Below are 22,075 nucleotides of genomic sequence, written 5' to 3'. Positions count from 1 at the left end.
GTCCGCGCCTTGCGGGTGTGTCGCGGTCACTCGCCGGCGAGCGTCCCGCTGATCGAGGTACGCGCCGCCCGGCGGGCCGGCAGCGCCGACGCCAGCAGCCCGGCGGCCAGCGCCACGGCGATGAACAGCCCGATCTGCCCGGCCGGCAGGGTGAACAGCATCCCCTCCAGGGCGGCCGAGCCCGCCGCCCAGCCGAAGAGCACGCCCAGCCCGATGCCCACCGCCGCGCCGGTCAGGCTCAGCAGCACCGCCTCCAGGCCGAGCATCGTGCGCAGTTGGCGGCCCGACACGCCCAGGGCCCGCAGCAGCGCGGATTCCCGGGCGCGCTCCAGCACCGACAGCGCCATGGTGTTGGCGATACCGACGACCGCGATGAGGATCGCGAGGCCGAGCATGGCGGCGATGGTCAGGAACGCGATCCCCAGAACCTCGTCGAACTGCTGGCGGACCTGGGCCATCGACTCGACCTGGACCGTCGGGTACTCGGCGACGGCGTCGTAGACCGCGTCGCGCACATCGGCCGGGTCGGCGCCCTCGGCCGCCCGCACCAGCACTCTGGAGTCGGTGGTGGTCCCGGGGAACGCCGACGCGAAGTCGGCAGGGTCCATCGTCACCCCCCACAGCTGCTGCATCTCCGAGGTCACCGCGACGATCTCGTAGTCCCGGGGACCTTCTTCGGTCTCGATGGACAGGGTGGTACCCACCCCGCCCCCTTCGGTGAAGTCGCCCGATACCGCGACGGTGCCCGGCCCCACGTCGGCGAGGTCGCCCTGCTCGACGTCGCTGTCGATGTCGGTGCCGAGACGGCCGCCGGCATAGGTGGCGACCGGGAGCGTCTGCCCGCCGGCCCCCTCGGTATCGGCCCGGCGCTCCGAGACGGCGAGTTCGATCTCGGGGGAGGAGGCCAGGTTCGCGGCGACGTCGGCGGGCATACCGGAGGACTCGTCGTCGGTGTACTGGGAGTTCAGCTGGTAGTCGGCCGGGAACTGCCGGTCCAGCTGCTCGTCCAGGGTGGCGCGCAGGGAGGCGTCGACCACCGAGTAGCCGGTGATGAGTGTCGCGCCCACCGCCAGCGCGATCATCGCCGCCGCCGCGCGTTTCGGACTGCGCCGGGCGTTGTCGGCGGCCAGCATGCTCGCGACACCCATGCGGCGCATCGGCACGCCCGCGACCGCGACGACGGCGCGCACCAGGAGGGGGCTGACGACCACCACGCCGATGAAGGCGACCATCCCCGCGGCCACCACCAGGATCAGCCCCGCCTCCGGGCCGCCCCCGAGCATCGCCAACGCCAGCAGCCCCGCCGAGGCCAGGAAGAACACCACGGCGACCAAGATCCGCCTCCAGCCGATGCCCTTCTCCAGGCCCGCGGCCACCGCGCTGGTGCGCAGAGCGGCCAGCGGCGGGACGTTGGTCGCCCGGCGCGCCGGGAGTACGGCGGAGAGGAGGGTCACGACGGTGCCGACCAGCAGCCCGACCGCCACCGGCGTGAGGCCCACGACCGGCGTGGCCGGTCCGCCCGCCCCGGCGGCCGCACCGCCGAACCACGCGCCGGCCGCGCCGACGCCGATCCCCGCCAGCACCCCCAGCGCCGACGCCACCAGGCCCACGATCAGCGCCTCCAGCAGGACACCGCGGAACACCTGCCCCCGCGAGGCGCCCACGCAGCGCAGCAGCGCCAGTTCCCGCTGCCGCTGGGCGAGCAGGATCGAGAACGTGTTGTAGATGACGATCGACGCCACGACCACCGAGATCAGGGCGAACAGCAGCAGCGCCGTGCCCAGCGTCCTCGCCTGGCCCCCGGCGGCGCTCGCCAGTTCCTCGCCCATCTCCTGGCCGGTCGCGACCTCGGCCCGGTCCCCGGCCGCGCCGGCGACCGCCTCGGCCACCTGCTCATCGGAGGTGCCTTCGGCCCCGATCACGTCGATCTCGGAGAAGTCGTCGCGGCCGGTCATGGCGGCGGCGGTCGAGTGGGTGAACGCGACGGCGCCGCGGTAGGCCAGCTCCGCGTCGACGCCGACGTCGATCAGCCCGGTGACGGTGAACTCGTGCCGCTCGCCGCCGGCGTCGAGAACGCTGACGGTATCGCCGATCCCGTAGCCGGTCGCGTCGGCGGTGACGGTGGCCAGGGCGGCCTCGTCGCCGGCGGCGGGCAGCGCGCCCTCGTCCGCCTGGTGGCGGACCACCCCGCCCACGGAGATTCCGGCGGTCGGGACGGTGCCGACGGCCCGGCCGTCCTTGTCCAGCAGAGCGGCGTCGCCGTGGATGATGCCGTCGGCGTCGTCCACCTCGGGCAGGGCGCGGATGTCGTCGAGCACGTCGGCCGACAGGCCCTCGTCGCCGTCCTGGGCCCCGTCCGGTGCGGGCCGGGCCACGGCGTCCAGCGAGTCGGCCGAGCCCATGACCCGGGCGCTGTAGGCCGCGCTGAGCGTGTCGCTGAAGACCAGCGTCCCGGCGACGAACATGACCCCCAGGGCGATGGCGAGTGCGGTGGTGACCAGCCGGCCCTTGTGCAGGCGCAGGCCGGCCATCGTGGTTCGGAACATGGCGGCCTAGGACTCCAGCTTCACGAGGCGGTCGAGCACGGTCTCGGCGGTGGGGGCGTGTACCTCGTCCACCAGGCGGCCGTCGCGCAGGAAGACGACGCGGTCGGCGTAGGCGGCGGCGACGGGGTCGTGGGTCACCATGACGATCGTCTGGCCCAGGTTCGCGGCGGAATCGCGGAGGAACGCCAGCACTTCGGCGCCCGACCGGGAGTCGAGGTTGCCGGTCGGCTCGTCGGCGTAGACCACCTCCGGCTCCCCGAGCAGGGCGCGGGCGACCGCGACCCGCTGCTGCTGGCCGCCGGAGAGCTTGGACGGCAGGTGGTCCAGGCGCTCGCGCAGGCCCACCACGTCGACGATGCGGTCCAGGCGCTCGCGGTCCACCGGGCGCTTGGCGATCTGCGCCGGAAGCAGGATGTTCTGCTCGGCGGTCAGCATCGGCAGCAGGTTGAACGACTGGAAGACGAACCCGATGCGGTCCCGGCGCAACCGGGTGAGCTGCTTGTCCTTGAGCCGGGTGATGTCGGTGCGGCCCAGGTGCACGGTGCCCGAGGTGGCGGTGTCCAGACCCGCGAGGCAGTGCATCAGCGTGGACTTGCCCGACCCCGACGGCCCCATGATCGCGGTGAAGGCGCCGCGGGCGAACTCCACGCTCACGCCGTCCAGCGCGTGCACGGCCGATCCGGACGTCCCGTAGACCTTGGTCAGATCTCGTGTGAAGGCAGCGGGTGGCGCCTGGGTGTACTGCGCTCCGGCCAACGCGGCGGTCTCGCTCACGTCTCCCTCTTTCTTCCCGGCGGTTGGTGATACCGGAGACGCTAGGCCCGAGCAGTGCGGCGGGTCGTCGGCCGCGCAGCCGATTTCCGGTAGGGCGTTAAGGAGGGGGCCGGGGCCGTCCAATGGCTCAAGGCACCGCGCCGCCCATCGACTTTCGTCGTAGCCCTCGCCAGGTGACCTCGCTCTCGATCACCGCCGGGTTCAGCAGCGGCCTGCGACAACCCGGTGCGCCGACTTCCGTCGCCCCCGCTGTGCCGCCGCGGCACACGATGATCTCCGGCCTGCGAGCCCCATACACTCCGGCGCATGGGTGACGACACTGTGCAACGCCGTGCCTTCCGGCCGGGGGTGTGGCCGCTGCGGATCGGGCGGTGGCTGTGGGACCGGCGCCACGGGATCGTCGATTGGGCTCTTGCGATCGGTCTCTTTCCGATCTGGGTGTTCACCGTGATCGAGCTGCCCAACGGCCCCTTCAAGACCCTCGTCGACCGGATCGACACGGTGGGCACCTCGGACGAGGCGGCGGTCGTCTGGGTCGCCATCGCGTTCGGCGGGGCGACGGCGGTGTCGCTGGCGACGCTGTTCCGCCGCTCCAGGCCCGCCGTTCTGCTCAGCGTCGCCGCGGTCCTGGCCTTCGGCTTCGGCAACGGCTTCCCGATCGCGCTGGCGCTCTACTCCTACGCGTCCTGGTTCAGCCACCGGCGCCGGTCGCCGGCCGTCTGGACCGCGGCCATGGTGCTCGGCGTGATCTGGATCTGCACCTACTCCTACGCCGACAACGGCGGCGAGGGCTTGGCCGAAGCGGTGATCTTCGTGACCGTCCTGGTGGTCGCGTTGCCTGTGACCGCCGGCCTGTTGGTGGCCACCGTCCGGCGCCGGCTCGTCGAGAACCTGCATGAACGCGCCGGACGGCCCGAACGCGAACAGCACCGGTCGGCCGAGCAGGCCGTCAACGGGGAGCGCAGCCGCGTCACCGGGCAACTCCGCCCCTTCCCTCTTGGGGCGTGGCCGCCGAAGATCCGAGAGCGGCTGGAGGACGGGCGCCACGGGCTCGTCGACTGGGCCCTTGCCATCGGCCTCTTCCCGATCTGGGCGGGCACCATGGTCGAGCTGTTCAGCGGCCCCTTCCACACCCTCTTCGACGGGGGCCGTCCGGGCAACACCTTGATCCCGGAAGACTTCGCCGTGATCGCCATCGTGCTCGGCGGGGCGACGGTGGTGTCGCTGGCGACGCTGTTACGGCGCTCCAGGCCCGCCGTTCTGCTCAGCGTCGCCGCGGTCCTGGCCTTCGGCTTCGGCAACGGCTTCCCGATCGCGCTGGCGCTCTACTCCTACGCGTCCTGGTTCAGCCACCGCCGCCGGTCGCTGGCCGTCTGGACCGCGGCCATGGTGCTCGGCGTGATCTGGATCCACGTCTACTCCTCCGCGGACAACATTGTCGGGTCGTCGATCTTCGTGACCGTCCTGGTGGTCGCGTTGCCCCTGACCGCCGGCCTGTGGGTGGGTGCCCGCCGCCAGCTCATCGGGAACCTGCATGAACGCGCCGAACGGCTCGAACGCGAACAGCACCTCTTGGCCGAGCAGGCCATCAACGGTGAGCGCACCCGTATCGCCCGCGAGATGCACGACATCGTCGCCCACCGGGTCAGCCTCATGGTGCTGCACGCCGGCGGGCTGGAGGTGTCGACAGCGGAGTCCACGACCGCCGATACCGCCGGGCTCATCCGCACCACCGGCCGCGAAGCGCTCGCCGAGCTGCGGGAGATCCTGGGGGTCCTGCGCAGCAGCGACGACGCCGCCCCCACCGCGCCCCAGCCGGTCCTGGCCGACCTGGCGCGGCTCATCGGGCAGTGGCGGACGGCCGGCATGCCGGTGGAGTGGGTGACGACCGGGACCCCGCGCGCGCTGCCGCCCCGGCTGGAGCGCACCGCCTACCGGATGGTGCAGGAGGCGCTGACCAACGCCGGAAAGCACGCGCCGGGCCGTCCGGTCACGGTGCAGCTGGGCTACGGCGAACGCGACCTGGAGATCGTGGTCGCCAATGAGCCGCTTCCCGACATCGGGCCCGCCGTCGAGCCGCCGCCGACGAGCGGCTACGGGCTGGCCGGGCTGCGCGAGCGGATCGCCCTGGCCGGCGGAACGCTGTCGGCGGGTCCCTTCCCCGACGGCGGGTGGCGGGTCCGCGCCGTCGTTCCGATCGATGGGGCGGTCGACGAGGACGAGGACGGGTGAACGGCAGCGTGATCCGCCCGGTCGTGGCGGTCGACGAAAACCGGTGTGGTCGGGGCTGACGCCGGCTCCGTACGACCCGCGGGCGCATCGGCCGCGCGGACACTCTCCGGGACAGCGGAAAGGCGGGTACGCATAGCACCCGACGCCGCCCGGCCGTCCCCGACTCCCGACTTTCGTCGGGGGTCGCGACACCGGCGGCGATATCCCGGGCCGCCCCGCTCGCGGCCGCCACCTGCGGCGATGCGGCGGAATCGACTTTCGTCGACCGTGCGCAGCCGCTCCGGCCTGCGGTGATGCCGGTCCTGCCGGCGGCATAGACTCCGGCGCATGGGTGACGACGACCGCATGGCCGACGACACAGCGCCACGCCGCTCCTTCCGACCAGGGGCGTGGCCGCCCCGGATCGGACCGTGGCTGTGGGACCGGCGCCACCAGTGCGCCGATTGGGCCCTGGCCGTGGGCCTCTTCCCCATCTGGGCGGTCGCCGCGGCCGGTCTGCCCGACGGCCCGCTCGACACCCTCGCCAACAGGGTCGGAGACGTCGGCACCACGGTCGAGGCGACGCTCCTCTGGATGGCCATCATGTTCGGCTGCGCGACGGCGGTGTCGCTGGCGACGCTGTTCCGCCGCTCCCGGCCCGCCATCCTGCTCACCGTCGCCGCCGCGCTGGCCCTCGGCTTCGGCACCAGCCCCCCGATCGCGCTGGCGCTCTACTCCTACGCCTCCTGGTTCATCCACCGCCGCCTGTCGCTGGCCGTCTGGACCGCGGTCATGGTGCTCAGCGTGATCTGGATCTACGCCTACCCCGGGGACGAGGACGGGGGCGGTGCCGCGGGCCTCGTCTGGGCGACGGCCTTGGTGGGCTTCATGGTGATCGCGTTCCCCCTGACCGCCGGCCTGTGGGTGGGCACCCGCCGCCAGCTCGTCGACAACCTGCACGAGCGCGCCGAGCGGCTCGAACGCGAGCAGTACCTGCTGGCCGAGCAGGCCATCACCGGCGAGCGCACCCGCATCGCCCGCGAGATGCACGACATCGTCGCCCACCGGGTCAGCCTCATGGTGCTGCACGCCGGCGGGCTGGAGGTCTCCGCGCCCGACACCAAGACCGGCGAGGCCGCCGGGCTCATCCGCACCACCGGCCGCGAAGCGCTCGCCGAGCTGCGGGAGATCCTGGGGGTCCTGCGCAGCAGCGACGACGCCGAGCCGCCCACGGCGCCGCAGCCCGTACTGGCCGACCTGCCGCGGCTGGTGGGGCAGTGGCGGGCGGCCGGCATGCCGGTGGAGCTGCGCACGACCGGGACGCCGCGCGCGCTGCCGCCCCGGCTGGAGCGCACCGCCTACCGGATGGTGCAGGAGGCGCTGACCAACGCCGGCAAGCACGCGCCGGGCTGTCCGGTCACGGTGCGGCTCGGGTACGGCCGGCGCGACCTGGAGATCGTGGTCGCCAACGATCCGCTCCCGGACACGGCGCCGATCACCGAGCCGCCGCCCGCCAGCGGTTACGGGCTGGCCGGGCTGCGCGAGCGGATCGCCCTCGTCGGCGGCACGCTGTCGGCCGGGTCCTTCCCCGACGGCGGGTGGCAGGTCCGCGCTATGGTTCCGGTCGACGCGGAAGCCGATGAGGACGGGGGAGCGGCACAGTGATCCGCACGGTCGTGGTGGACGACGAACAGCTGGTGCGGTCGGGGCTGCGGATGATCCTCGACTCCGCCGACGACATCGAGGTGGTCGGCGAGGGCACCGACGGCACGGAGGCGGTCGACCTGGCGCGGCGCCTCGACCCCGACATCATGCTGCTGGACATCCGGATGCCCGGCGCCGACGGCCTGACCGCGGCGGCCGAGCTCGCCGCCCTTCCCGAACCGCCGAAGGTCGTCCTGCTGACAACCTTCGACCTCGACGAATACGTGCACCGGGCGCTGCGGGCGGGCGCGGTCGGGTTCCTGCTCAAGGACACCCCGCCACGCGACCTCATCGCCGCCCTGCGCACCGTCGCCGCGGGCAACGCGATGCTCGCGCCCACCATCACCAAGCGCATGCTGGAGCGGTTCGCCGCCCCCGCGCGCTCCGGAGCCGCGCAGGCGGCCCGCCGGCTGGACGTGCTCAGCGGGCGTGAGCGCGACGTCCTCACCGCCGTCGCCCGCGGGATGTCCAACGCCGAGGCGGGCCGCGCGCTGGGCATGCGCGAGGCCACGGTGAAGGCCCACGTCAGCCGGATCCTCGCCAAGCTCGGCCTGGCCAACAGGGTGCAGGCCGCCATCCTCGCCCACGACGCGGGCTGGGGCTAGCGCGTCCGGGCGAGCCCGGCGTCGATGAGTCCGGGGACCACGCCGCCGATCCGGTCGAAGTCCGCGCCGACCGTGCGGCCCTGGGCGAACCGGTAGTGGATGCCCTCGAGGATCACGGCGATCTTGAAGAACGCGAACCCGGCGTACCAGTCGAGGCCGGCCACATCGCGGCCGGAACCGCGCGCGTAGCGCTCGGCGATCTCGTCGGTCGCGGGGTAGCCCGCCGCCAGGTGGGCGTCGCTCACGCCCGCGCCGTCGGGGATCGCCGGGCTGCCGTAGGCCAGCAGCAGCCCGAGGTCGGTCAGCGGGTCGCCGAGCGTGGACATCTCCCAGTCGAGCACGGCGGTGACGCGGTCCCCGCCGTCGACCAGCAGGTTGTCGAGCCGGTAGTCGCCGTGGACGATCGCCGCGTGCGGGGACTCCGGGACCCGGGCCGCCAGCCGCCGGTGCAGCTCGTCGATCCCGGGCAGCTCGCGGCTGCGCGACGCGTCGAGCTGCTTGCCCCACCGCCGCAGCTGGCGGGCGGTGAACCCGTCGGGGCGGCCGAAGTCGGCGAGGCCGGCGCCGGCGGGATCGACCGCGTGCAGGGCCACCAGGGTGTCGACCATCGCCAGCGCGATGGCGCGGGTCCGTTCGGCGCCCAGGGCGTCCAGATGGCCGGCCCGGCGGAACGGCGTGCCCTCGACGAATTCCATGACGTAGAACGGCGCCCCGATGACATCGGGGTCCGGGCACGACAGCACCGTGCGGGGGACGGGGACGGCGGTCGGGGCCAGCGCGCTGATGACCCGGTGCTCGCGGCCCATGTCGTGCGCTGTCGGCAGCACGTGGCCCAGCGGCGGCCGGCGCACCACCCAGCGGCCGTGGCCGTCGGTGACCAGGTAGGTGAGGTTGGAGCGGCCGCCGGCGATCAGCTCGCCGCTCAGATCGGCGCGCACCAGGCCCGGGAGCGCGGAATCGAGGTGGGCGCGCAGCCGCTGGAGGTCCATGCCCGGCGGGTCCGACTCGGCCATGCAGCGAACATACCACCCGGTCGGTGGCTGTCAGCGGCGCGCGGGGTCCGGGCGCAGCGCGTCGAGGAGGAGCCGCGCGTAGTGGCCGCCGATCTCCTCCGGCGACAGCCGGCCGCCGGGGTGGTACCAGGCGCTCAGGTGGTGGACCGACCCGAAGTAGAAGTCGACGACGATGTCGGCCGGCACCCCCCCGGTGAAGACGCCCTCGTCCTGGCCCTCGGTGATCAGCGAGCGGAACAGTTCGTGGTAGCGGCGGCGCTCCGCGCGGACCTCGCGCTGCTTGGCCGCGCTGAGCTGGTGCATCGAGCGCAGGGCGATGGCGGCGTCGTCGAGGTTGGCGATCGTGGTGACCACGACGTCGGCCGCCGCCGCGTACACCCGGTCGGCCACCGGGCCGCCCCGTCCGGCGACCTCCTCCAAGCGGGTCATCTGCAACCGGAGCACCCGGGCGTAGATCTGCGCCAGCAGGTCGTCCTTGGAGTCGAAGTAGTGGTACATCGCCCCCTTGGTGACCCCGGCGGCGTGCACGATCTCCTGGACCGAGGTGCGGTCGAACCCCTTCTCGGCGAAGAGCCGCGTGGCGTGGGCCAGGAGCCGTCGCGGCACGGAGTCCTCGGCGGAGCCGACGGCGGGCGGGCCCGGCGGCGGTGCCGCGTCGCCCCCGCGGGTTCGGAGAACGGCCATGACGACACAATAGACCGCACGGGCCCGGCGACCGCGGTGACACCCGTCACCGGTCGCCCGGCGGGGTGTAGTCCAGCAGGGGCCCGGCGGGCACGATGCGCTTGGGGTTCAGTGCGCCCTGGGTGATGTGGTAATGGCGCTTGATGTGTCCGAAATCGGTCGTGTCGCGGAAGGCGGGCCGGGCGTAGAGGTCGCGGGTGTAGGCCCACAGGGCGGGGTAGTCCACCAGGCGGCGCACGTTGGCCTTGAAATGGGTGGCATAGACCGGGTCGAACCGGATGAGCGTCACCCACAGCCGCACGTCGGCCTCGGTGATCTCGTCGCCGAGCAGGTAGCGGCGTGCCGACAGCCGCTCCTCCAGGTCGTCCAGCGCCGCGAACAGCCGCCCGACCGCTTCGTCGTAGGCCTCCTGCGAGGGCGCGAAGCCGCATCGGTAGACGCCGTTGTTGACCTCGGCGTAGACGCGCTCGTTGATCGCGTCGATCTCGGGGCGCAGCGCCTCGGGGTAGAGGTCGGTGTCCTCGCGGGCGAGGCCGCCGAACGCGGAGTTCAGGTCGAGGGTGATGTCCGGGAAGTGGTTGCTCACGATGCGCCCGGTGCGCCGGTCCCACAGGACGGGCGTCGACACGTGGCCGTCGAAGCCCGGCTCGGTGGCCTCGTAGGCCTCCCGGAGCAGGGTGAAGTGCCCCACGGTGTCGGGGCCGTGCCCGGGGCCGTCGCGGAACGCCCAGCCGCGGCCGTCCCGCAGCGGGTCGACGATCCCCACCGAGACCACGTCCTCCAGCCCTTTGAGCCTGCGCACGATGAGGCTGCGCTGCGCCCACGGGCAGGCGTAGGACGCGTAGATGTGATAGCGCCCGGCCTCGGCCGGGAACTCCGCGGAGCCCAGCCGGCCGCGGAACGGGTAGCGCGGGCGCTCGAACGCCGGCCCCTTGGGTGTGGTCATCGACGAGCCGTAGTCGCCGTACGTCGCGAAGTCGATCGGAGTGGCGGTCGTGGGTTCCTGCACGGTGGCCTCCCTGCGCGTTCGCCCCGGATTCCGGTACCGGCCGGTAGCTGGATACGCTGCTCTCCATCCCATCCGTTGTCGTTCATGCCCATCATCGCGCTCAACAGCGCATTCGGAGGTGCCCTAGATATGTCACGATCGGCACTGGTCACCGGCGGCAGCCGGGGGATCGGCCTGGCCATCGCCCGCGAACTCGCCGCGAGCGGGGACGACGTCGCCGTGACGTACCGGTCCGGCGAGCCGCCGGAGGGGCTGCTCGGCGTCGGCTGCGACATCACCGACACCGCCCAGGTCGACGCCGCGTTCAAGCGCGTCGAGGAGGAGCAGGGCGCGGTCGACGTCCTGGTCGCCAACGCCGGCATCACCAAGGACCAGCTCCTGGTCCTGATGAACGAGGACGACTTCTCCGCGGTCCTCGACACCAACCTCACCGGCACGTTCCGCGTGGTCAAGCGCGCGGTCCGCGGCATGATGCGCAAGCGCCAGGGCGGCCGGATCATCCTCATCTCCTCGGTGGTCGGCCTCATGGGGTCGGGCGGGCAGGTCAACTACGCCGCGTCGAAGGCCGGCCTGGTCGGGTTCGGCCGCTCGCTGGCGCGCGAGCTGGGCTCCCGCGGCATCACCGTGAACATCGTCGCGCCCGGCTTCATCGAGACCGACATGACCGCGGCCCTGTCCGAGGACCGGCAGGCCGAGATCAAGAAGAACGTCCCCTTGGGCCGCTACGGCACCACCGAGGAGATCGCCAAGACCGTGCGCTTCCTCGCGAGCGCGGACGCCGCCTACATCACCGGCGCCGTGATCCCGGTCGACGGCGGCCTCGGCATGGGGCACTGAGCCACCCCCACCAGCGGTACCAGGACCGGGTCCCCGCATCCGCCGCCCGGAGAACAAGCAGAACAGGACAGAAGACCTCATGGGAATTCTTGAAGGCAAGCGCATCCTCGTGACCGGGGTGATCACCGACAGTTCGATCGCCTTCCACGTGGCCCGGCTCTGCCAGGAGCAGGGGGCCACGGTGGTCCTCACCGGCTACGGCCGGCTGAGCCTGGTCGAGCGCATCGCCAAGAGGCTCCCCGACGCCCCTCCCGTGCTGGAGCTGGACGCCACCGACGACGAGCACCTGCGGACCTTGCCCGACCGCATCCGCGAGCACGTGGACGGCCTCGACGGCGTCGTGCACGCGATCGCCTTCACCCCGCAGGACGCGCTCGGCGGCAACTTCCTCAACACCGAGTGGAAGGACGTGGCCACGGCGATGCACACGTCCACCTACTCCCTCAAGGCGATCAGCACCGCGGTGCTGCCGCTGATGAAGGACGGCGGGTCCATCGTGGCGATGGACTTCGACAACAGCGTCTCCTACCCGGTCTACGACTGGATGGGCGTCGCCAAGTCCGCCCTGACCTCCACCGCGCGCTACCTGGCCCGCTACCTCGGCGACCAGAAGATCCGGGTGAACCTCGTCTCCGCCGGCCCGCTGCGCACCATGGCCGCGCGCAGCATCCCCGGGTTCGACGAGCTGGCCGAGGCGTGGCCGCAGCGCGCCCCGCTGGGCTGGGACACCTCCGACCCGGAGCCCTCCGCGCGCGCCGTGGTCGCGCTGCTCTCGGACTGGTTCCCCGCCACGACCGGCGAGATCGTGCACGTCGACGGCGGATTCCACTCCACCGGCGCGTAGACTGCCCCCGTCGTCCGCACGGCCGCACGGGCGCCTCCCGTTCTCGGGGGGCGCCCTGGTCGTGTCGGGAACCGTTCGGCGGAAGGGGACAGCGCGTTGGATCTGGGACTCGAAGGCGCGAAGGTCGTGATCACGGGGGCGAGCCGGGGGATCGGCCGCGCCATCGCGCAGGTCTTCGCCGAGGAGGGCGCCGACCTCGCGCTGTGCGCCCGTTCGCCCGAGCCGCTGGAGCGCGCGGCCGCCGAGCTGCGCACGACCCTGCTCGCGGCGCGCGGGGCCGGTACGGCCGCCCGGATCCCCGACGCCGATCCCGACGCGGAGGCGCGCGGCGGCCCCGTGGTCGCGGCCCGGCCCCTGGACGTCGCCGACCCGGAGGAGCTGGAGGCGTTCGTCGCGTTCGCCGCCGAGGAGATGGGCGGTATCGACGTACTCGTCTCCAATGTCTCCGGGGGCAGCTCGGCCACCCCCGACATGTGGGAGCGCGGCGTGCGCACCGACCTCATGCCGTTCGTCCACCTGGCCGAGTTCGCCGAGCCGCACCTGGCCGCATCTGAGCGCGGCGGGTCGATCGTGCTCATCTCCTCCACGTCGGCCGTGCACACCACCGCCCCGTCCGGCCCGATCGCCTACGCCGCGATGAAGGCGGCGCTGAACCACCACGCCGCCGCGCTGGCCCGCACTCTGCCGCCCAAGGGCATCCGGGTGAACACGGTCTCACCGGGCCCGACGGAGTTCGAGGGCGGCGGCTGGGCGCGCCGCCGCACCGAGCAGCCCGACTTCTACGAGGGCATCCGCTCCCGCATCCCCCTGGGCCGGCTGGCCCGCCCGGAGGAGGTGGCGCGCGCCGCCGCCTTCCTCGCCAGCCCGTTGTCCGCCGCCATCACCGGAGCCGACATCCGCGTCGACGGCGGTTTCGTGGACCGGGTCTGACGCGGCCCCCGGCGCGGCCGCCCTCCGGCGGAAGGGCGGCGTTCACCGGATGTCGTAGGTGACCTGCACCATGCCGTTGCCGAACCGGCGCTCCCGCCTGAGCGAGAGGGAGGCCCGGAACCCGTCGGGCAGGACCGGTGTGCCCGCGCCCACGATGACCGGGCACAGCAGCAGCTCGACCGCGTCGACGAGCCCGAGCCGCAGCGCGCTGTGGGCCAGAGTGGGGCCCTCGATCGTCAGGTCCCCGGTCGCCTCGGCCCGCGCCCGCTCGACCGCCTCGGGCGTCAGTTCCCGCTCCAGGCGGGTGCGCTCGGTCCACACCTCCGGCAGGCTCGCGGAGAACACGACCTTCCGCGCGGCCTGCCACGTCGCCGCCCAGGTGGCGGACTCGGGCGACTGGGCGGCGGTCGCGGGATCGGTCTCCCAGCCCGCCATCGCCTCGTACATCCGCCGCCCGTAGAGGTAGGTGTCCACCTCCCGGGCGTCGGCGGTGAGCGCCGCGATGACCTCTTCGCTGGGAAACGCCCAGGAGAAGTCGCCTTGGGCGTCGGTGTTGTAGCCGTCGAGCGACGACGCGACCGAGTAGATGACGCGGTGCACGGGATCGTCCTTCCTGCTGGATCGGCCGAGTGGGGCGGAACGGTGGCCGGGAGGCGCCGGCCGCGCCTAGCTGTCGCGCGCGCCCGGTCGGGAAACGGGACGGTACCGCACGTTGACGACAGCCGCGGGGTCGCCCGCGCCGACCCTGCCGAGGCGGACCGGTCCGCCGCCGGGGTTGTCGTAGAGCCGGATGCCCTCGCCGAGCAGCACCGGCGCGATGTGCAGGTCGATCTCGTCGATGAGTCCCAGTTCCAGGAGCCGGCGGCCGATGCTCGGGGAGAAGACCTCGAGGTTCTTCCCGCCGGCCGCCTCCAGCCCGATGCGTACCGCCTCGGCCGGGTCGCAGTCCAGGAAGGTGACCCCCTCGACCGGTGTCGCGTCCTCGGGGTGGTGGGTGAGCACGAAGAGCGGCCCGCTCCAGGCGCCGCCGTAGATGGCGCCGGGATCGGGGGAGTGGTCCCAGCCCTTGCGGCCCCCCAGCACGGCGCCCGTGGTCGAGGCGTACTCCTCGACCAGCCCCGGACGGAAGGAGGCGCCGGCCGTCCAGTCCATCCCGTGCTCCGGCCCCGCCACGAATCCGTCCAGGGACATCGTGAAGTGCCAGAGCACCTTGCCGCCCGCGGTCTGCCGCTCGGTGTCGCCCATGCGCCGCCTCCTCAGGACCGATTGCGTTTTGCAACCGGTAGGGGGGACGCTAGACCACACCGGTGGTAGATTGCAACCGGATCGGAGGTGCGCTTGGTGGAGTCGGCGCGTTCGGGGTGCCCGATCAACGCGGCGGTCGAGGCGTTCGGCGACGGCTGGAGCCTGCTCGTGCTGCGGGACGTGATGTTCGGGAACCGGCGCTATTTCCGGGAACTGCTCGCCGGCTCGGAAGAGGGGATCGCCTCCAACATCCTGGCCGACCGGCTGAAGCGGCTGGTCGGCGCCGGCCTGCTGACCCGCGAGGACGCGGGGCCGGGGCGGCGGGCCGCCTACAGCCTCACCGAGGCGTCGATCCGGCTGGTGCCCGTCTTCGCGCACCTGGGCGAGTGGGGGCTGCACCACCGCCCGACCACGAAGCGGCTGCGGGTGCGGGCGGAACTGCTCGCGGCCGGCGGGCCGAAGCTGTGGGAGGAGTTCATGGCCGAGCTGCGGACGATCCACCTCGGAGCACCGGCCCCGGAGGGCGACGGGCCGGGTGTCATGGAGCGCCTGGCGGCGGCCTACGCCGCCGCGCTCTGACGTGCCGGGAGGGCTCCGGCCGCTCCCCTCCACTCTCAACGTATAGCGCACCCCGGGGCTTGCGGCAAGACCCGGGTCATGCCGCACAATCGTCGACCGTGTGCAGAACCTACGATCGGGAGACGACGTGAAACCCCAGGCCACCAGCGCCTTCGACCTGCCCGGCCACCTCTCTCCCAAGGCCGACCCGAAGCTCATCGCCGACGACGAGCGGCACTTCGCGGCCATCGCGGACAGCCTCCAGCGGTCCATCGCCGACCTCTCCGACCGCCTCGAAGCCGAGCGCGGGGCGCCCGGCGGCAAGGGCAGGGCGGCGCTGGACCGGGACCTGGAGGTCCACCGGCTGGCCGCCCGCCTGCGCGCCCTGCGGCGCTTCGGGCTGGACCTGTGCCTGGGGCGCATCGTCGGCGCGGACGACGGCGAGCCCGTGTACATCGGACGGCTCGGCCTCGCCGACAGTGAGGGCCGCCGCCTGCTGCTCGACTGGCGCTCACCCGCGGCCGAGCCGTTCTTCGCGGCGACCCACGCCGATCCCCTGGGCCTGGCCAGCCGCCGCAGGTACCGCTGGACCCGCGGCCGGATCGTCGACTACTGGGACGAGGTCTTCACGGCGGACGGATTCGAGGGCCACGCCGCGCTCGACGACCAGTTCGCCTTCATCGCCAGCCTCGGCGCCGACCGGTCGGCCCGGATGCGGGACGTCCTCGGCACCATCCAGGCCGACCAGAACGCCATCATCCGCGCGGGCTCCGGCGGAGCGCTCGTCGTCGACGGCGGCCCGGGCACGGGCAAGACCGTCGTCGCCCTGCACCGCACCGCCCACCTCCTCTACTCCGACCCCCGCCTGGGCCACCGGCGGGGCGGCGTGCTGTTCGTCGGTCCGCACCAGCCCTACCTGGCCTACGTCGCCGACGTCCTGCCCAGCCTCGGAGAGGAGGGCGTGCGGACCTGCACCCTGCGGGACCTGCTCCCGGAAGGGGCTGCGGCGGCGGCCGAGACCGACCCGGAGGTCGCCCGGCTGAAGTCGTCCGCGGACCTGGTCGAGGCGATCGAGCCGGCCGTCGCGTTCTACGAGCAGCCGCCGGCCCGGGGGATGACGGTCACGACGCCCTGGGCCGACGTCCGGCTGAGCGCCGACGACTGGGCCGAGGCGTTCGCGGCGGTGGAGGACGGGACCCCGCACAACGAAGCGCGCGACCGGATCCTGGAGGAGCTGGCCGCGATCCTCGCGGACAAGCACGCCGACGATGACGACGTCTCGGCCGACGCGCTCCGGATGTCCCTGCGGCGCGACACCGAGCTGATGACCGCCCTCCACCGCGCCTGGCCGCTGCTCGAACCGACCGACATCGTCGGCGACCTGTGGTCGGTACCCGCCTACCTGCGCAAGTGCGCCCCCTGGCTCGGCGTCGACGAGATCCGGGCGCTCCAGCGCGCGGACGCTCAGGCGTGGACGGTGTCGGACCTGCCGCTCCTGGACGCGGCGCGGCAGCGGCTCGGCGACCCGGCGGCGTCGCGGCGCAAACGCCGATACGACGCCTCCGTCGCCGCCGAGCGCGAGCGCATGGCCGCCGTCATCGGCGACCTGGTCGAGGCCGACGACGACGGCGAGGGTGCGGTGACGATGCTGCGCGGACGCGACCTCCAGGACAGCCTGATCGACGACGCCGCGCTGCCCGCCGCCGACCCGGACCTGCTCGCCGGCCCGTTCGCGCACATCGTCGTGGACGAGGCCCAGGAGCTGACCGACGCGGAGTGGCGGATGCTGCTGCTGCGCTGCCCGTCCCGGAGCTTCACCATCGTGGGCGACCGCGCCCAGGCCAGGCACGGGTTCACGGAGCCGTGGCGGGAACGGCTCGAACGGGTCGGGTTCGACCGGGTCGAACTGGCCTCCCTGAGCATCAACTACCGGACGCCGGAGGAGGTCATGGCGGAAGCCGAGCCGGTCATCCGGGCCGCGCTCCCGGACGCCAACGTGCCGGCCTCCATCCGCAGCGGCGGCGTCCCGGTCGTCCGCGGACCGGCCGCGGAGCTGGACGCGGTCCTCGGCACGTGGCTTGCCGAGAACCCGGAGGGGATCGCCTGCGTCATCGGCGATCCGACCTTCCGGGCGACGCCCCGCGTCCGCTCGCTCACCCCGGAGCTGGCGAAGGGGCTGGAGTTCGACCTGGTCGTCCTCGTCGACCCGGACGCGTTCGGCGAGGGAGTCGAAGGAGCGGTCGACCGCTACGTCGCGATGACCCGGGCGACTCGCCGACTGGTCATCCTCACGAGCTCCTGAGCTCCGGGGCGCGGCCGCGCGGTCAGGCCGTGGCGGGCGCGCGACCGGCGCGTCGAGCGGACGCGTCATCCCAGGTGAGCGTGAAGGTGACGCCGGTGCGGGGGTGGTGGAGCGGGCCCCAGGCGGCGGCCAGGTGGTCGATCAGGGTCATGCCGCGCCCGTGCTGGGCCAGGGGGGTGATGGGACGGATGAAGGGAACCGTCCCGCCGGCGGGACACCCTTCGTCCTCGACCTCGATGGTCACCGCCCGGGGCTCGATCATGAGAGTGACCCCGAACCTGCCGCCGCGCCCGCTGGCGGTATACCGGACGGCGTTCGTAGCGGCCTCGCTGACCAGCAGGACGGCCGAGGCGACCGTATCGTCGGGGATCCGGAAGTCGGAGTGGGCGCACAGGAGGTTGTCGACCCAGAACCGAGCCCGGCCGACCTGCTCGGCCCATCCCGGGAAGCGCTGGAAGTAGACCACGGCCATCACTTACCTCCGTGTGTGGTCGGCTTATCGGAGAGGATGGGATTCGGGGGAATGTGTCCGGATCGCCGGTGAACGAACCTTGTAAGGTCGTGCATGTCTTCAGCTCCTCAGTAGCTGGTGGCCGTGCCCCGGGCGATCTGCGGTCGTCGCGGGGCTGCGTGCGTTCAGGATTACGCAGAGAGATGTGCTAACTGAAGAGGTCGGGAGGGGTGCGAACACGTTTTCAGGGCGAGGGAAAATCCGGGAATTAGTTTTCTTGCATACGGCGATCTGACATGCTAATTGCATGGCAGATCAACCCCCGGTGCCCGCCCTCATCGCATACGGGCGCGAGGTCCGCAGGTTCCGAAACGACGCGGACCTGACATTGGCGACCCTTGCCGGCAGGGTTCGCAGTAATAAAACAGCTCTCTCCTTGCTCGAAAACGGAAAATTTGTGCCAAATGGCACGCTTCGCGAAGCGCTGGACGAGGTCATCGGGAACGGTCGCCTGGGGAAGCTGTGGAACGAGCTGACCGGTGAGCACCGTCCGGAATGGCGGAATGAGGTCGCCTCCGCAATCCGGAACGCCAACGCCGTCTACGACTACCAGGCACTCACCTTCCCCAGCTATCTACAGACGGAGGCTTACGCCACGACACTCGTGCGCGCCGCCACACCCGGGATACTCCCCGAGGCGCTTGATGAACGTGTCGCCGAGCGAGTGGAACGGTCGGAGCATATTCGGACGTCGCTGCGTCCCATGCTGTGGCTCGTGCTGGACGGGACCGTTCTTCGGCGCCGGTACGGCGGGGGCGAGATAACCCGTGAGCAACTCGTCTACGTGGCGGGACTGGCAGAGGCGGGCCGTCTCACGCTACAGGTGGTTCCCGAGGACTGCCCGGATCACCCGGGCAACTCGGGCACCTTCCGTGTTCTTTCCATGGGAGATGGGAGCGAACTCGCGTATGTGGAGAGCGCGGAGCGGGGGCAGATCCTCACGGGAGCCGCCGCCGTGGCGCGTCGCCGAGCCCTATTCGCGGCGCTACAGGCGGTCGCCTTGGGCGCCAGGGCCTCCGTGGATCTGTTGCGCGCTGAGATAGATAGGATCCGGCCATGAATGCTGGCTGGCACAAATCCACCTACAGCGGCGGCACGAACGATTGCGTCGAGGTCGCCGAAGGTGCGCGGACGCTCGTCCGCGACACGCAGAACCGCGATGGCGCGGTGTTGTCCTTCCCCGTCCCCGAGTGGCGGGCGCTGCTGGTCGACCTCGACCGCCTGTAGCGGTCCCGCGGTCATCCCCGCAGGGACCGCGCGAATCCGATCAGTCCCGCCGCCGTTCCGAGGACGGTGGCGGCCACCGCCCCGGCGGTTGCATCGGGGGGCCAGACGAACGACCCCCTCAACCCCATCTCCGACACCAGCAGGGCCGTGGCGGTGGCCGGAAGAATCGTCACAACGGCCCACGCGGCTCCGGCGGCCGTCCTCCGCCGCCGGGTCCGCGGCGCACGGGCGGCGGCCCTCCGCCGGCCGCGAAGCGCGATCGCGAGAGCCGTGAGGCCGCCCACGGCCCCGGCCGAGCAGACGGCCACCAAGGCCGGATACAGCGGTTCGGCCGCCGCCGGTTGCGGTCCACCCCCCGCCACCATCCGGGCCACGCCGAACGCGCCGAGGTCGCGCAGGCTGCCGCCGAGGTATCCGTAAGCGACTCCGGCCGGGTCGTACCCTGACGCCGTGGCCGCCGGGAGGCCCCACAGCAACCGGTGTCCGGGAGGCGGCGCCTGCTCCGCACCCGTTGCGGTGTCGGTGATGGCGCCGTCCATGCCCGCCGGATCCAGCACCCGTCGCTCAGAAGATGGTGGATGACGATCCCACCGGCGAGGGCTATTTCACGGACGAGACCTACTATCTCGAACAGGATGAAGAAGTCGTTTTCGAGATGCACGCGAACCGGTCCGGTGGATACTGCGATTTCCGTATCGAGGTGGATGTGCTGGCGGGCGGGAGCCGACGCTCGACGGAGATCATCGACAACGAAGGCGAACCCTTCTGGGTGAGCGGTCTGGCAACAGGGTGGGACGACTACGACGCTAGTTACATCGGCGGCGTGGCTTCCGGGGGAGACTGGCGCAGACCGGGGCCCGACGACTTCTTCCCGGGCGATTTCGCCGATTGACGTCCCGCCGCTCTACCCGTCATCGTCCCGATCCCGGGCCGAGGGGCAGCCGACGACGCGCACCATCTCCGCGGACCCTCGCTCGGACATCGGGCGGAGCGCCTACGGTGAGCGCATGGACCATGAACCGATGCGGCGGGTCGCCGAGTTCCGCGAGGTGTTCGACGTTGCGGCCGATCCCGAGCACCCCGAACTGGCGGAACACCGCCGGACGCTGCTGGCCGAAGAAGCGCGGGAAGCCGCGGAGGCCCTCACCGACCTCGCCAAGGCCCTGCGATCCGGCGACGACCCGCACGCCGCGTACAAGGCGGTGGCCAAGGAACTGGCCGATGTCCTCTACGTCACCTACGGCACCGCCGACGCGCTCGGGATCGACTTGCCGGCCGTCTTTGACGAGGTCCATCGGTCCAACATGAGCAAGCTCGACGCGGACGGCGGAGTCCTCCGCCGAGCCGACGGCAAGGTACTCAAGGGCGCCGGCTACCGACCGCCGACCCTCGACGGACTCGTCGAGTGGCCGCCGCCATCCGGTTCCTAGGACGACGCTCCACCTGGCGTGCGAGCGGTGGCCCCACGAGCTACGGCGAACGGGCTCGTGTGGGGAGCCCCGAGTGATCGCGGGGTGGAGGTTCGAGCGAGTAGCGGGGCTGGCGGTGGGGGAGGGCCGCGCTGACGGTGTGGGCCATGGTGGCTGCGGTTCAAGCGGGCAGCGACGGCGGTGAAGGGTAGGGCCGGGCGCGATCCCTGGGCCGTCACGGGGCGGGGTTCAGACGGGCGGCGACGGTCGGCGGTGGGGGCAGGTCCTCCGTCTGGTGCGGCAGGCATTGCGCCAGGGTTCAAGCGGGCGGCGACGGCCCCGGAGGGTGAGGCCGGGGGGATCCTCAGGTGGTCGCGGGGCGGGGCCAGAGTTCGGCGGTGCGCTGGGGACTGGGGGGCGTGGGCGGGTGCCGGGTGCCGGGTGGTGTGTGGTGGCGGTCCCGGCTGCCGGGGTCCTTCTGGTACCTGGGGCGCCGCCGGGTGGATGCTTTCGCCGGTCGCCGGTGGCCGGTGGCCGGTGGCCGGTGGCCGGTGGCCGGTGGCCGGTGGCCGGTGGGCGGTGGGCGTGTGCTGCGGGGTGGACGGGGGCGGGGCGACCCCCTCCCGCACGTGGGGCCACCCCGCCTGGGCGCGTTCGGTGCCCCTGTCCGTAGCCGGTGTCCGTCTCGGTGGCCGGTGTGGTCCCCCTGCCCGGGTCCCCCGGGCTCCTGCTCCGGGGGGTCATGGTCCGGGGTAGGGGTCGGGGACGGTGGTGTGGGTGCGGTGGTGGGGGGTCCGCCATATGAGGGTGCCGGGGGAGGGCTGGGACAGTTTCCAGCCGGGGTGTTGCTTGAGGCGGTGGTGGCGTCGGCACAGTGCGGCCATGTTGGCGGCACTGGTCGGGCCGCCGAGGTGGTGGGGTGTGGTGTGGTCGGCGTCGCACTCCACCGCGGGGCGGTTGCAGTGGGGGAAGCGGCAGGTGCGGTCGCGGGAGTCGATGTGGGACCGGAGCCGGGGCGGGGGCCGGTAGCGGGTGGTGCCCTCGGCCACCGGGGTTCCCTCGTCGTCGACCACCGTGTAGCACCACCGGGTGGCCTTGTCGGTGGCTTCCTTCGCGAGTTCGCGGGCGGCTTCGGCGAGGATGGGCCCGTGGCCGGGGATCTCGGCCAGCGCCCGGGACTCCCGGCCGCCCATCTCGGTGGGCAGGGCGGCCAGCGGGATGATGACGTGGAGCTTGCCGACCGGCGAGAACGGCACCGGGGTGGGGGTGGCCATCCCGGGGATGACCACCTGCCCGTGATCCTCCGCCCGCTCCCGGCCGTATCCCCCGCACTCGCCCTGCCCGTGTGCTCCGTCCCGGTCCCGGCCGTGGCCGCGTGAAAGGTCCCGCCCGTGGGCTGGTGCCGGGTGGCACCGGTGGGCCGGGGCCGGGGCGGCGGTGTCGGGGACGCCGTGTTCCGTGGCGTCGGCGGGGATCTCCAGCCCGGGGGTGACGGGCAGGCGCCCCAGCAGGAGGCCGACGGCGACGTCGGCGCGCAGTTGGTCGAGGGTGAGTTCCTTCTGGGCGGCGGTCGTGTTGGCCGCGCCGGGGGTGTCGGTGCGCAGGGCGCGGGCGATGGCGCCCAGGCGCTGGTGGATGGCCAGCGCGTCGACGGTGTCGATGTCGG

General features: G+C 72.6%; 22 protein-coding genes. 12 read left to right on the top strand and 10 right to left on the bottom strand.

Translation table 11 applies throughout. The annotated features are described in order from the left end of the window. Positions 1-26: 26 nt before the first annotated feature. Positions 27-2,546: an ABC transporter permease gene (locus tag ACFO4E_RS26355; protein WP_378579302.1), complete on the bottom strand. Its 2,520-nt coding sequence runs from the start codon at positions 2,544-2,546 to the stop codon at positions 27-29. Between the two features lie 6 nt (positions 2,547-2,552). Beyond that, positions 2,553-3,302 carry an ABC transporter ATP-binding protein gene (locus tag ACFO4E_RS26350; protein WP_378579396.1) on the bottom strand — a complete coding sequence of 250 codons (750 nt, stop codon included), beginning with the start codon at positions 3,300-3,302 and terminating at the stop codon, positions 2,553-2,555. 324 nt (positions 3,303-3,626) lie between these two features. Between ACFO4E_RS26350 and ACFO4E_RS26345 the strand changes: the two genes are divergently transcribed. The 3 genes from ACFO4E_RS26345 to ACFO4E_RS26335 all read left to right on the top strand — a co-directional run bounded on the left by ACFO4E_RS26345 (position 3,627) and on the right by ACFO4E_RS26335 (position 7,840). Beyond that, the gene (locus ACFO4E_RS26345; RefSeq protein ID WP_378579300.1) at positions 3,627-5,552 is read left to right on the top strand and encodes a sensor histidine kinase; all 1,926 of its coding nucleotides are present in this window, start codon (positions 3,627-3,629) and stop codon (positions 5,550-5,552) included. Between the two features lie 327 nt (positions 5,553-5,879). Beyond that, positions 5,880-7,196: a sensor histidine kinase gene (locus ACFO4E_RS26340; RefSeq protein WP_378579298.1), complete on the top strand. Its 1,317-nt coding sequence runs from the start codon at positions 5,880-5,882 to the stop codon at positions 7,194-7,196. Continuing rightward, a complete protein-coding gene (locus tag ACFO4E_RS26335) occupies positions 7,193-7,840 on the top strand; it encodes a response regulator (RefSeq protein ID WP_378579296.1) in 648 nt (215 codons plus the stop codon). The genes ACFO4E_RS26340 and ACFO4E_RS26335 overlap by 4 nt, the downstream gene beginning before the upstream one ends. Here ACFO4E_RS26335 and ACFO4E_RS26330 read toward each other — a convergent pair. The 3 genes from ACFO4E_RS26330 to ACFO4E_RS26320 are packed head-to-tail and all read right to left on the bottom strand — an operon-like array spanning position 7,837 to position 10,546. Continuing rightward, entirely contained in the window at positions 7,837-8,853 is a 1,017-nt protein-coding gene (locus tag ACFO4E_RS26330) for a phosphotransferase family protein (RefSeq protein WP_378579294.1), read from the bottom strand. The two genes, ACFO4E_RS26335 and ACFO4E_RS26330, sit on opposite strands and share 4 nt — an antisense overlap. A gap of 30 nt (positions 8,854-8,883) precedes the next feature. Continuing rightward, the gene (locus ACFO4E_RS26325) at positions 8,884-9,537 is read right to left on the bottom strand and encodes a TetR/AcrR family transcriptional regulator (protein ID WP_378579292.1); all 654 of its coding nucleotides are present in this window, start codon (positions 9,535-9,537) and stop codon (positions 8,884-8,886) included. Between the two features lie 46 nt (positions 9,538-9,583). Then, complete coding sequence (locus ACFO4E_RS26320) at positions 9,584-10,546, bottom strand: glutathione S-transferase family protein (protein WP_378579290.1); 963 nt, start codon at positions 10,544-10,546, stop codon at positions 9,584-9,586. 129 nt (positions 10,547-10,675) lie between these two features. Between ACFO4E_RS26320 and fabG the strand changes: the two genes are divergently transcribed. The 3 genes from fabG to ACFO4E_RS26305 all read left to right on the top strand — a co-directional run bounded on the left by fabG (position 10,676) and on the right by ACFO4E_RS26305 (position 13,157). Beyond that, complete coding sequence (gene fabG / locus ACFO4E_RS26315; protein WP_378579288.1) at positions 10,676-11,383, top strand: 3-oxoacyl-[acyl-carrier-protein] reductase; 708 nt, start codon at positions 10,676-10,678, stop codon at positions 11,381-11,383. Positions 11,384-11,462: 79 nt separating this feature from the next. After that, on the top strand, positions 11,463-12,227 hold the full coding sequence (gene fabI, locus ACFO4E_RS26310; protein WP_378579286.1) for an enoyl-ACP reductase FabI: 765 nt from the start codon (positions 11,463-11,465) through the stop codon (positions 12,225-12,227). 96 nt (positions 12,228-12,323) lie between these two features. Continuing rightward, positions 12,324-13,157, top strand: a complete 834-nt coding sequence (locus ACFO4E_RS26305; protein WP_378579283.1) for an SDR family NAD(P)-dependent oxidoreductase — start codon at positions 12,324-12,326, stop codon at positions 13,155-13,157. Between the two features lie 42 nt (positions 13,158-13,199). Here the strand turns inward: ACFO4E_RS26305 and ACFO4E_RS26300 are convergent, their stop codons facing one another. Together ACFO4E_RS26300 and ACFO4E_RS26295 are read right to left on the bottom strand one after the other, a co-directional pair. Next, positions 13,200-13,757, bottom strand: coding sequence for a dihydrofolate reductase family protein (locus ACFO4E_RS26300; RefSeq protein ID WP_378579281.1), 558 nt, complete (start codon positions 13,755-13,757; stop codon positions 13,200-13,202). A gap of 66 nt (positions 13,758-13,823) precedes the next feature. Then, on the bottom strand, positions 13,824-14,402 hold the full coding sequence (locus ACFO4E_RS26295; protein ID WP_378579279.1) for a dihydrofolate reductase family protein: 579 nt from the start codon (positions 14,400-14,402) through the stop codon (positions 13,824-13,826). A gap of 96 nt (positions 14,403-14,498) precedes the next feature. Between ACFO4E_RS26295 and ACFO4E_RS26290 the strand changes: the two genes are divergently transcribed. Together ACFO4E_RS26290 and helR are read left to right on the top strand one after the other, a co-directional pair. Next, positions 14,499-14,981, top strand: coding sequence for a winged helix-turn-helix transcriptional regulator (locus ACFO4E_RS26290; protein WP_378579277.1), 483 nt, complete (start codon positions 14,499-14,501; stop codon positions 14,979-14,981). Between the two features lie 127 nt (positions 14,982-15,108). Further along, positions 15,109-17,262 (top strand): RNA polymerase recycling motor ATPase HelR, encoded by a 2,154-nt coding sequence (gene helR, locus ACFO4E_RS26285; protein WP_378579394.1) that lies wholly within the window; start codon positions 15,109-15,111, stop codon positions 17,260-17,262. Positions 17,263-17,284: 22 nt separating this feature from the next. Here helR and ACFO4E_RS26280 read toward each other — a convergent pair whose 3' ends face one another. After that, positions 17,285-17,734 carry an ATP-binding protein gene (locus ACFO4E_RS26280; RefSeq protein ID WP_378579275.1) on the bottom strand — a complete coding sequence of 150 codons (450 nt, stop codon included), beginning with the start codon at positions 17,732-17,734 and terminating at the stop codon, positions 17,285-17,287. A 286-nt stretch (positions 17,735-18,020) separates the two neighbouring features. Here ACFO4E_RS26280 and ACFO4E_RS26275 point away from each other — a divergent pair, with 286 nt between their 5' ends. Together ACFO4E_RS26275 and ACFO4E_RS26270 are read left to right on the top strand one after the other, a co-directional pair. Next, on the top strand, positions 18,021-18,833 hold the full coding sequence (locus ACFO4E_RS26275) for a helix-turn-helix domain-containing protein (protein WP_378579273.1): 813 nt from the start codon (positions 18,021-18,023) through the stop codon (positions 18,831-18,833). After that, complete coding sequence (locus tag ACFO4E_RS26270; protein ID WP_378579271.1) at positions 18,830-19,000, top strand: DUF397 domain-containing protein; 171 nt, start codon at positions 18,830-18,832, stop codon at positions 18,998-19,000. The genes ACFO4E_RS26275 and ACFO4E_RS26270 overlap by 4 nt, the downstream gene beginning before the upstream one ends. 11 nt (positions 19,001-19,011) lie before the next feature. On the opposite strand, the gene ACFO4E_RS26265 is transcribed toward ACFO4E_RS26270, so the two are convergent. Beyond that, positions 19,012-19,557, bottom strand: coding sequence for a hypothetical protein (locus ACFO4E_RS26265; RefSeq protein WP_378579269.1), 546 nt, complete (start codon positions 19,555-19,557; stop codon positions 19,012-19,014). Positions 19,558-19,571: 14 nt separating this feature from the next. Between ACFO4E_RS26265 and ACFO4E_RS26260 the strand changes: the two genes are divergently transcribed. Beyond that, on the top strand, positions 19,572-19,892 hold the full coding sequence (locus ACFO4E_RS26260) for a hypothetical protein (RefSeq protein WP_378579267.1): 321 nt from the start codon (positions 19,572-19,574) through the stop codon (positions 19,890-19,892). A gap of 115 nt (positions 19,893-20,007) precedes the next feature. After that, positions 20,008-20,430: a pyrophosphohydrolase domain-containing protein gene (locus tag ACFO4E_RS26255; protein WP_378579266.1), complete on the top strand. Its 423-nt coding sequence runs from the start codon at positions 20,008-20,010 to the stop codon at positions 20,428-20,430. Between the two features lie 719 nt (positions 20,431-21,149). Here the strand turns inward: ACFO4E_RS26255 and ACFO4E_RS26250 are convergent. Continuing rightward, positions 21,150-22,075, bottom strand: a 926-nt coding sequence (locus ACFO4E_RS26250; protein ID WP_378579265.1) for an HNH endonuclease signature motif containing protein, incomplete at its 5' end; no start/stop codon positions are given.

Origin of the sequence: Nocardiopsis mangrovi, assembly GCF_042653925.1 — a bacterium.
Lineage (GTDB): Bacteria > Actinomycetota > Actinomycetes > Streptosporangiales > Streptosporangiaceae > Nocardiopsis_B > Nocardiopsis_B mangrovi.
The sequence above is the reverse complement of the archived record's forward strand: the minus strand, read 5'-3'. Positions and strand labels throughout refer to the sequence as shown.

What these genes read in the sequence shown, in the direction of transcription:
- ACFO4E_RS26355 (WP_378579302.1), bottom strand. Translation starts at nt 2,546, where the DNA reads ATGTTCCGAACCACGATGGCCGGCCTGCGCCTGCACAAGGGCCGGCTG.
- ACFO4E_RS26345 (WP_378579300.1), top strand. Translation starts at nt 3,627, where the DNA reads ATGGGTGACGACACTGTGCAACGCCGTGCCTTCCGGCCGGGGGTGTGG.
- ACFO4E_RS26340 (WP_378579298.1), top strand. Translation starts at nt 5,880, where the DNA reads ATGGGTGACGACGACCGCATGGCCGACGACACAGCGCCACGCCGCTCC.
- ACFO4E_RS26330 (WP_378579294.1), bottom strand. Translation starts at nt 8,853, where the DNA reads ATGGCCGAGTCGGACCCGCCGGGCATGGACCTCCAGCGGCTGCGCGCC.
- ACFO4E_RS26325 (WP_378579292.1), bottom strand. Translation starts at nt 9,537, where the DNA reads ATGGCCGTTCTCCGAACCCGCGGGGGCGACGCGGCACCGCCGCCGGGC.
- fabG (WP_378579288.1), top strand. Translation starts at nt 10,676, where the DNA reads ATGTCACGATCGGCACTGGTCACCGGCGGCAGCCGGGGGATCGGCCTG.
- fabI (WP_378579286.1), top strand. Translation starts at nt 11,463, where the DNA reads ATGGGAATTCTTGAAGGCAAGCGCATCCTCGTGACCGGGGTGATCACC.
- ACFO4E_RS26295 (WP_378579279.1), bottom strand. Translation starts at nt 14,402, where the DNA reads ATGGGCGACACCGAGCGGCAGACCGCGGGCGGCAAGGTGCTCTGGCAC.
- ACFO4E_RS26280 (WP_378579275.1), bottom strand. Translation starts at nt 17,734, where the DNA reads ATGGCCGTGGTCTACTTCCAGCGCTTCCCGGGATGGGCCGAGCAGGTC.
- ACFO4E_RS26275 (WP_378579273.1), top strand. Translation starts at nt 18,021, where the DNA reads ATGGCAGATCAACCCCCGGTGCCCGCCCTCATCGCATACGGGCGCGAG.
- ACFO4E_RS26270 (WP_378579271.1), top strand. Translation starts at nt 18,830, where the DNA reads ATGAATGCTGGCTGGCACAAATCCACCTACAGCGGCGGCACGAACGAT.
- ACFO4E_RS26260 (WP_378579267.1), top strand. Translation starts at nt 19,572, where the DNA reads ATGGTGGATGACGATCCCACCGGCGAGGGCTATTTCACGGACGAGACC.
- ACFO4E_RS26255 (WP_378579266.1), top strand. Translation starts at nt 20,008, where the DNA reads ATGGACCATGAACCGATGCGGCGGGTCGCCGAGTTCCGCGAGGTGTTC.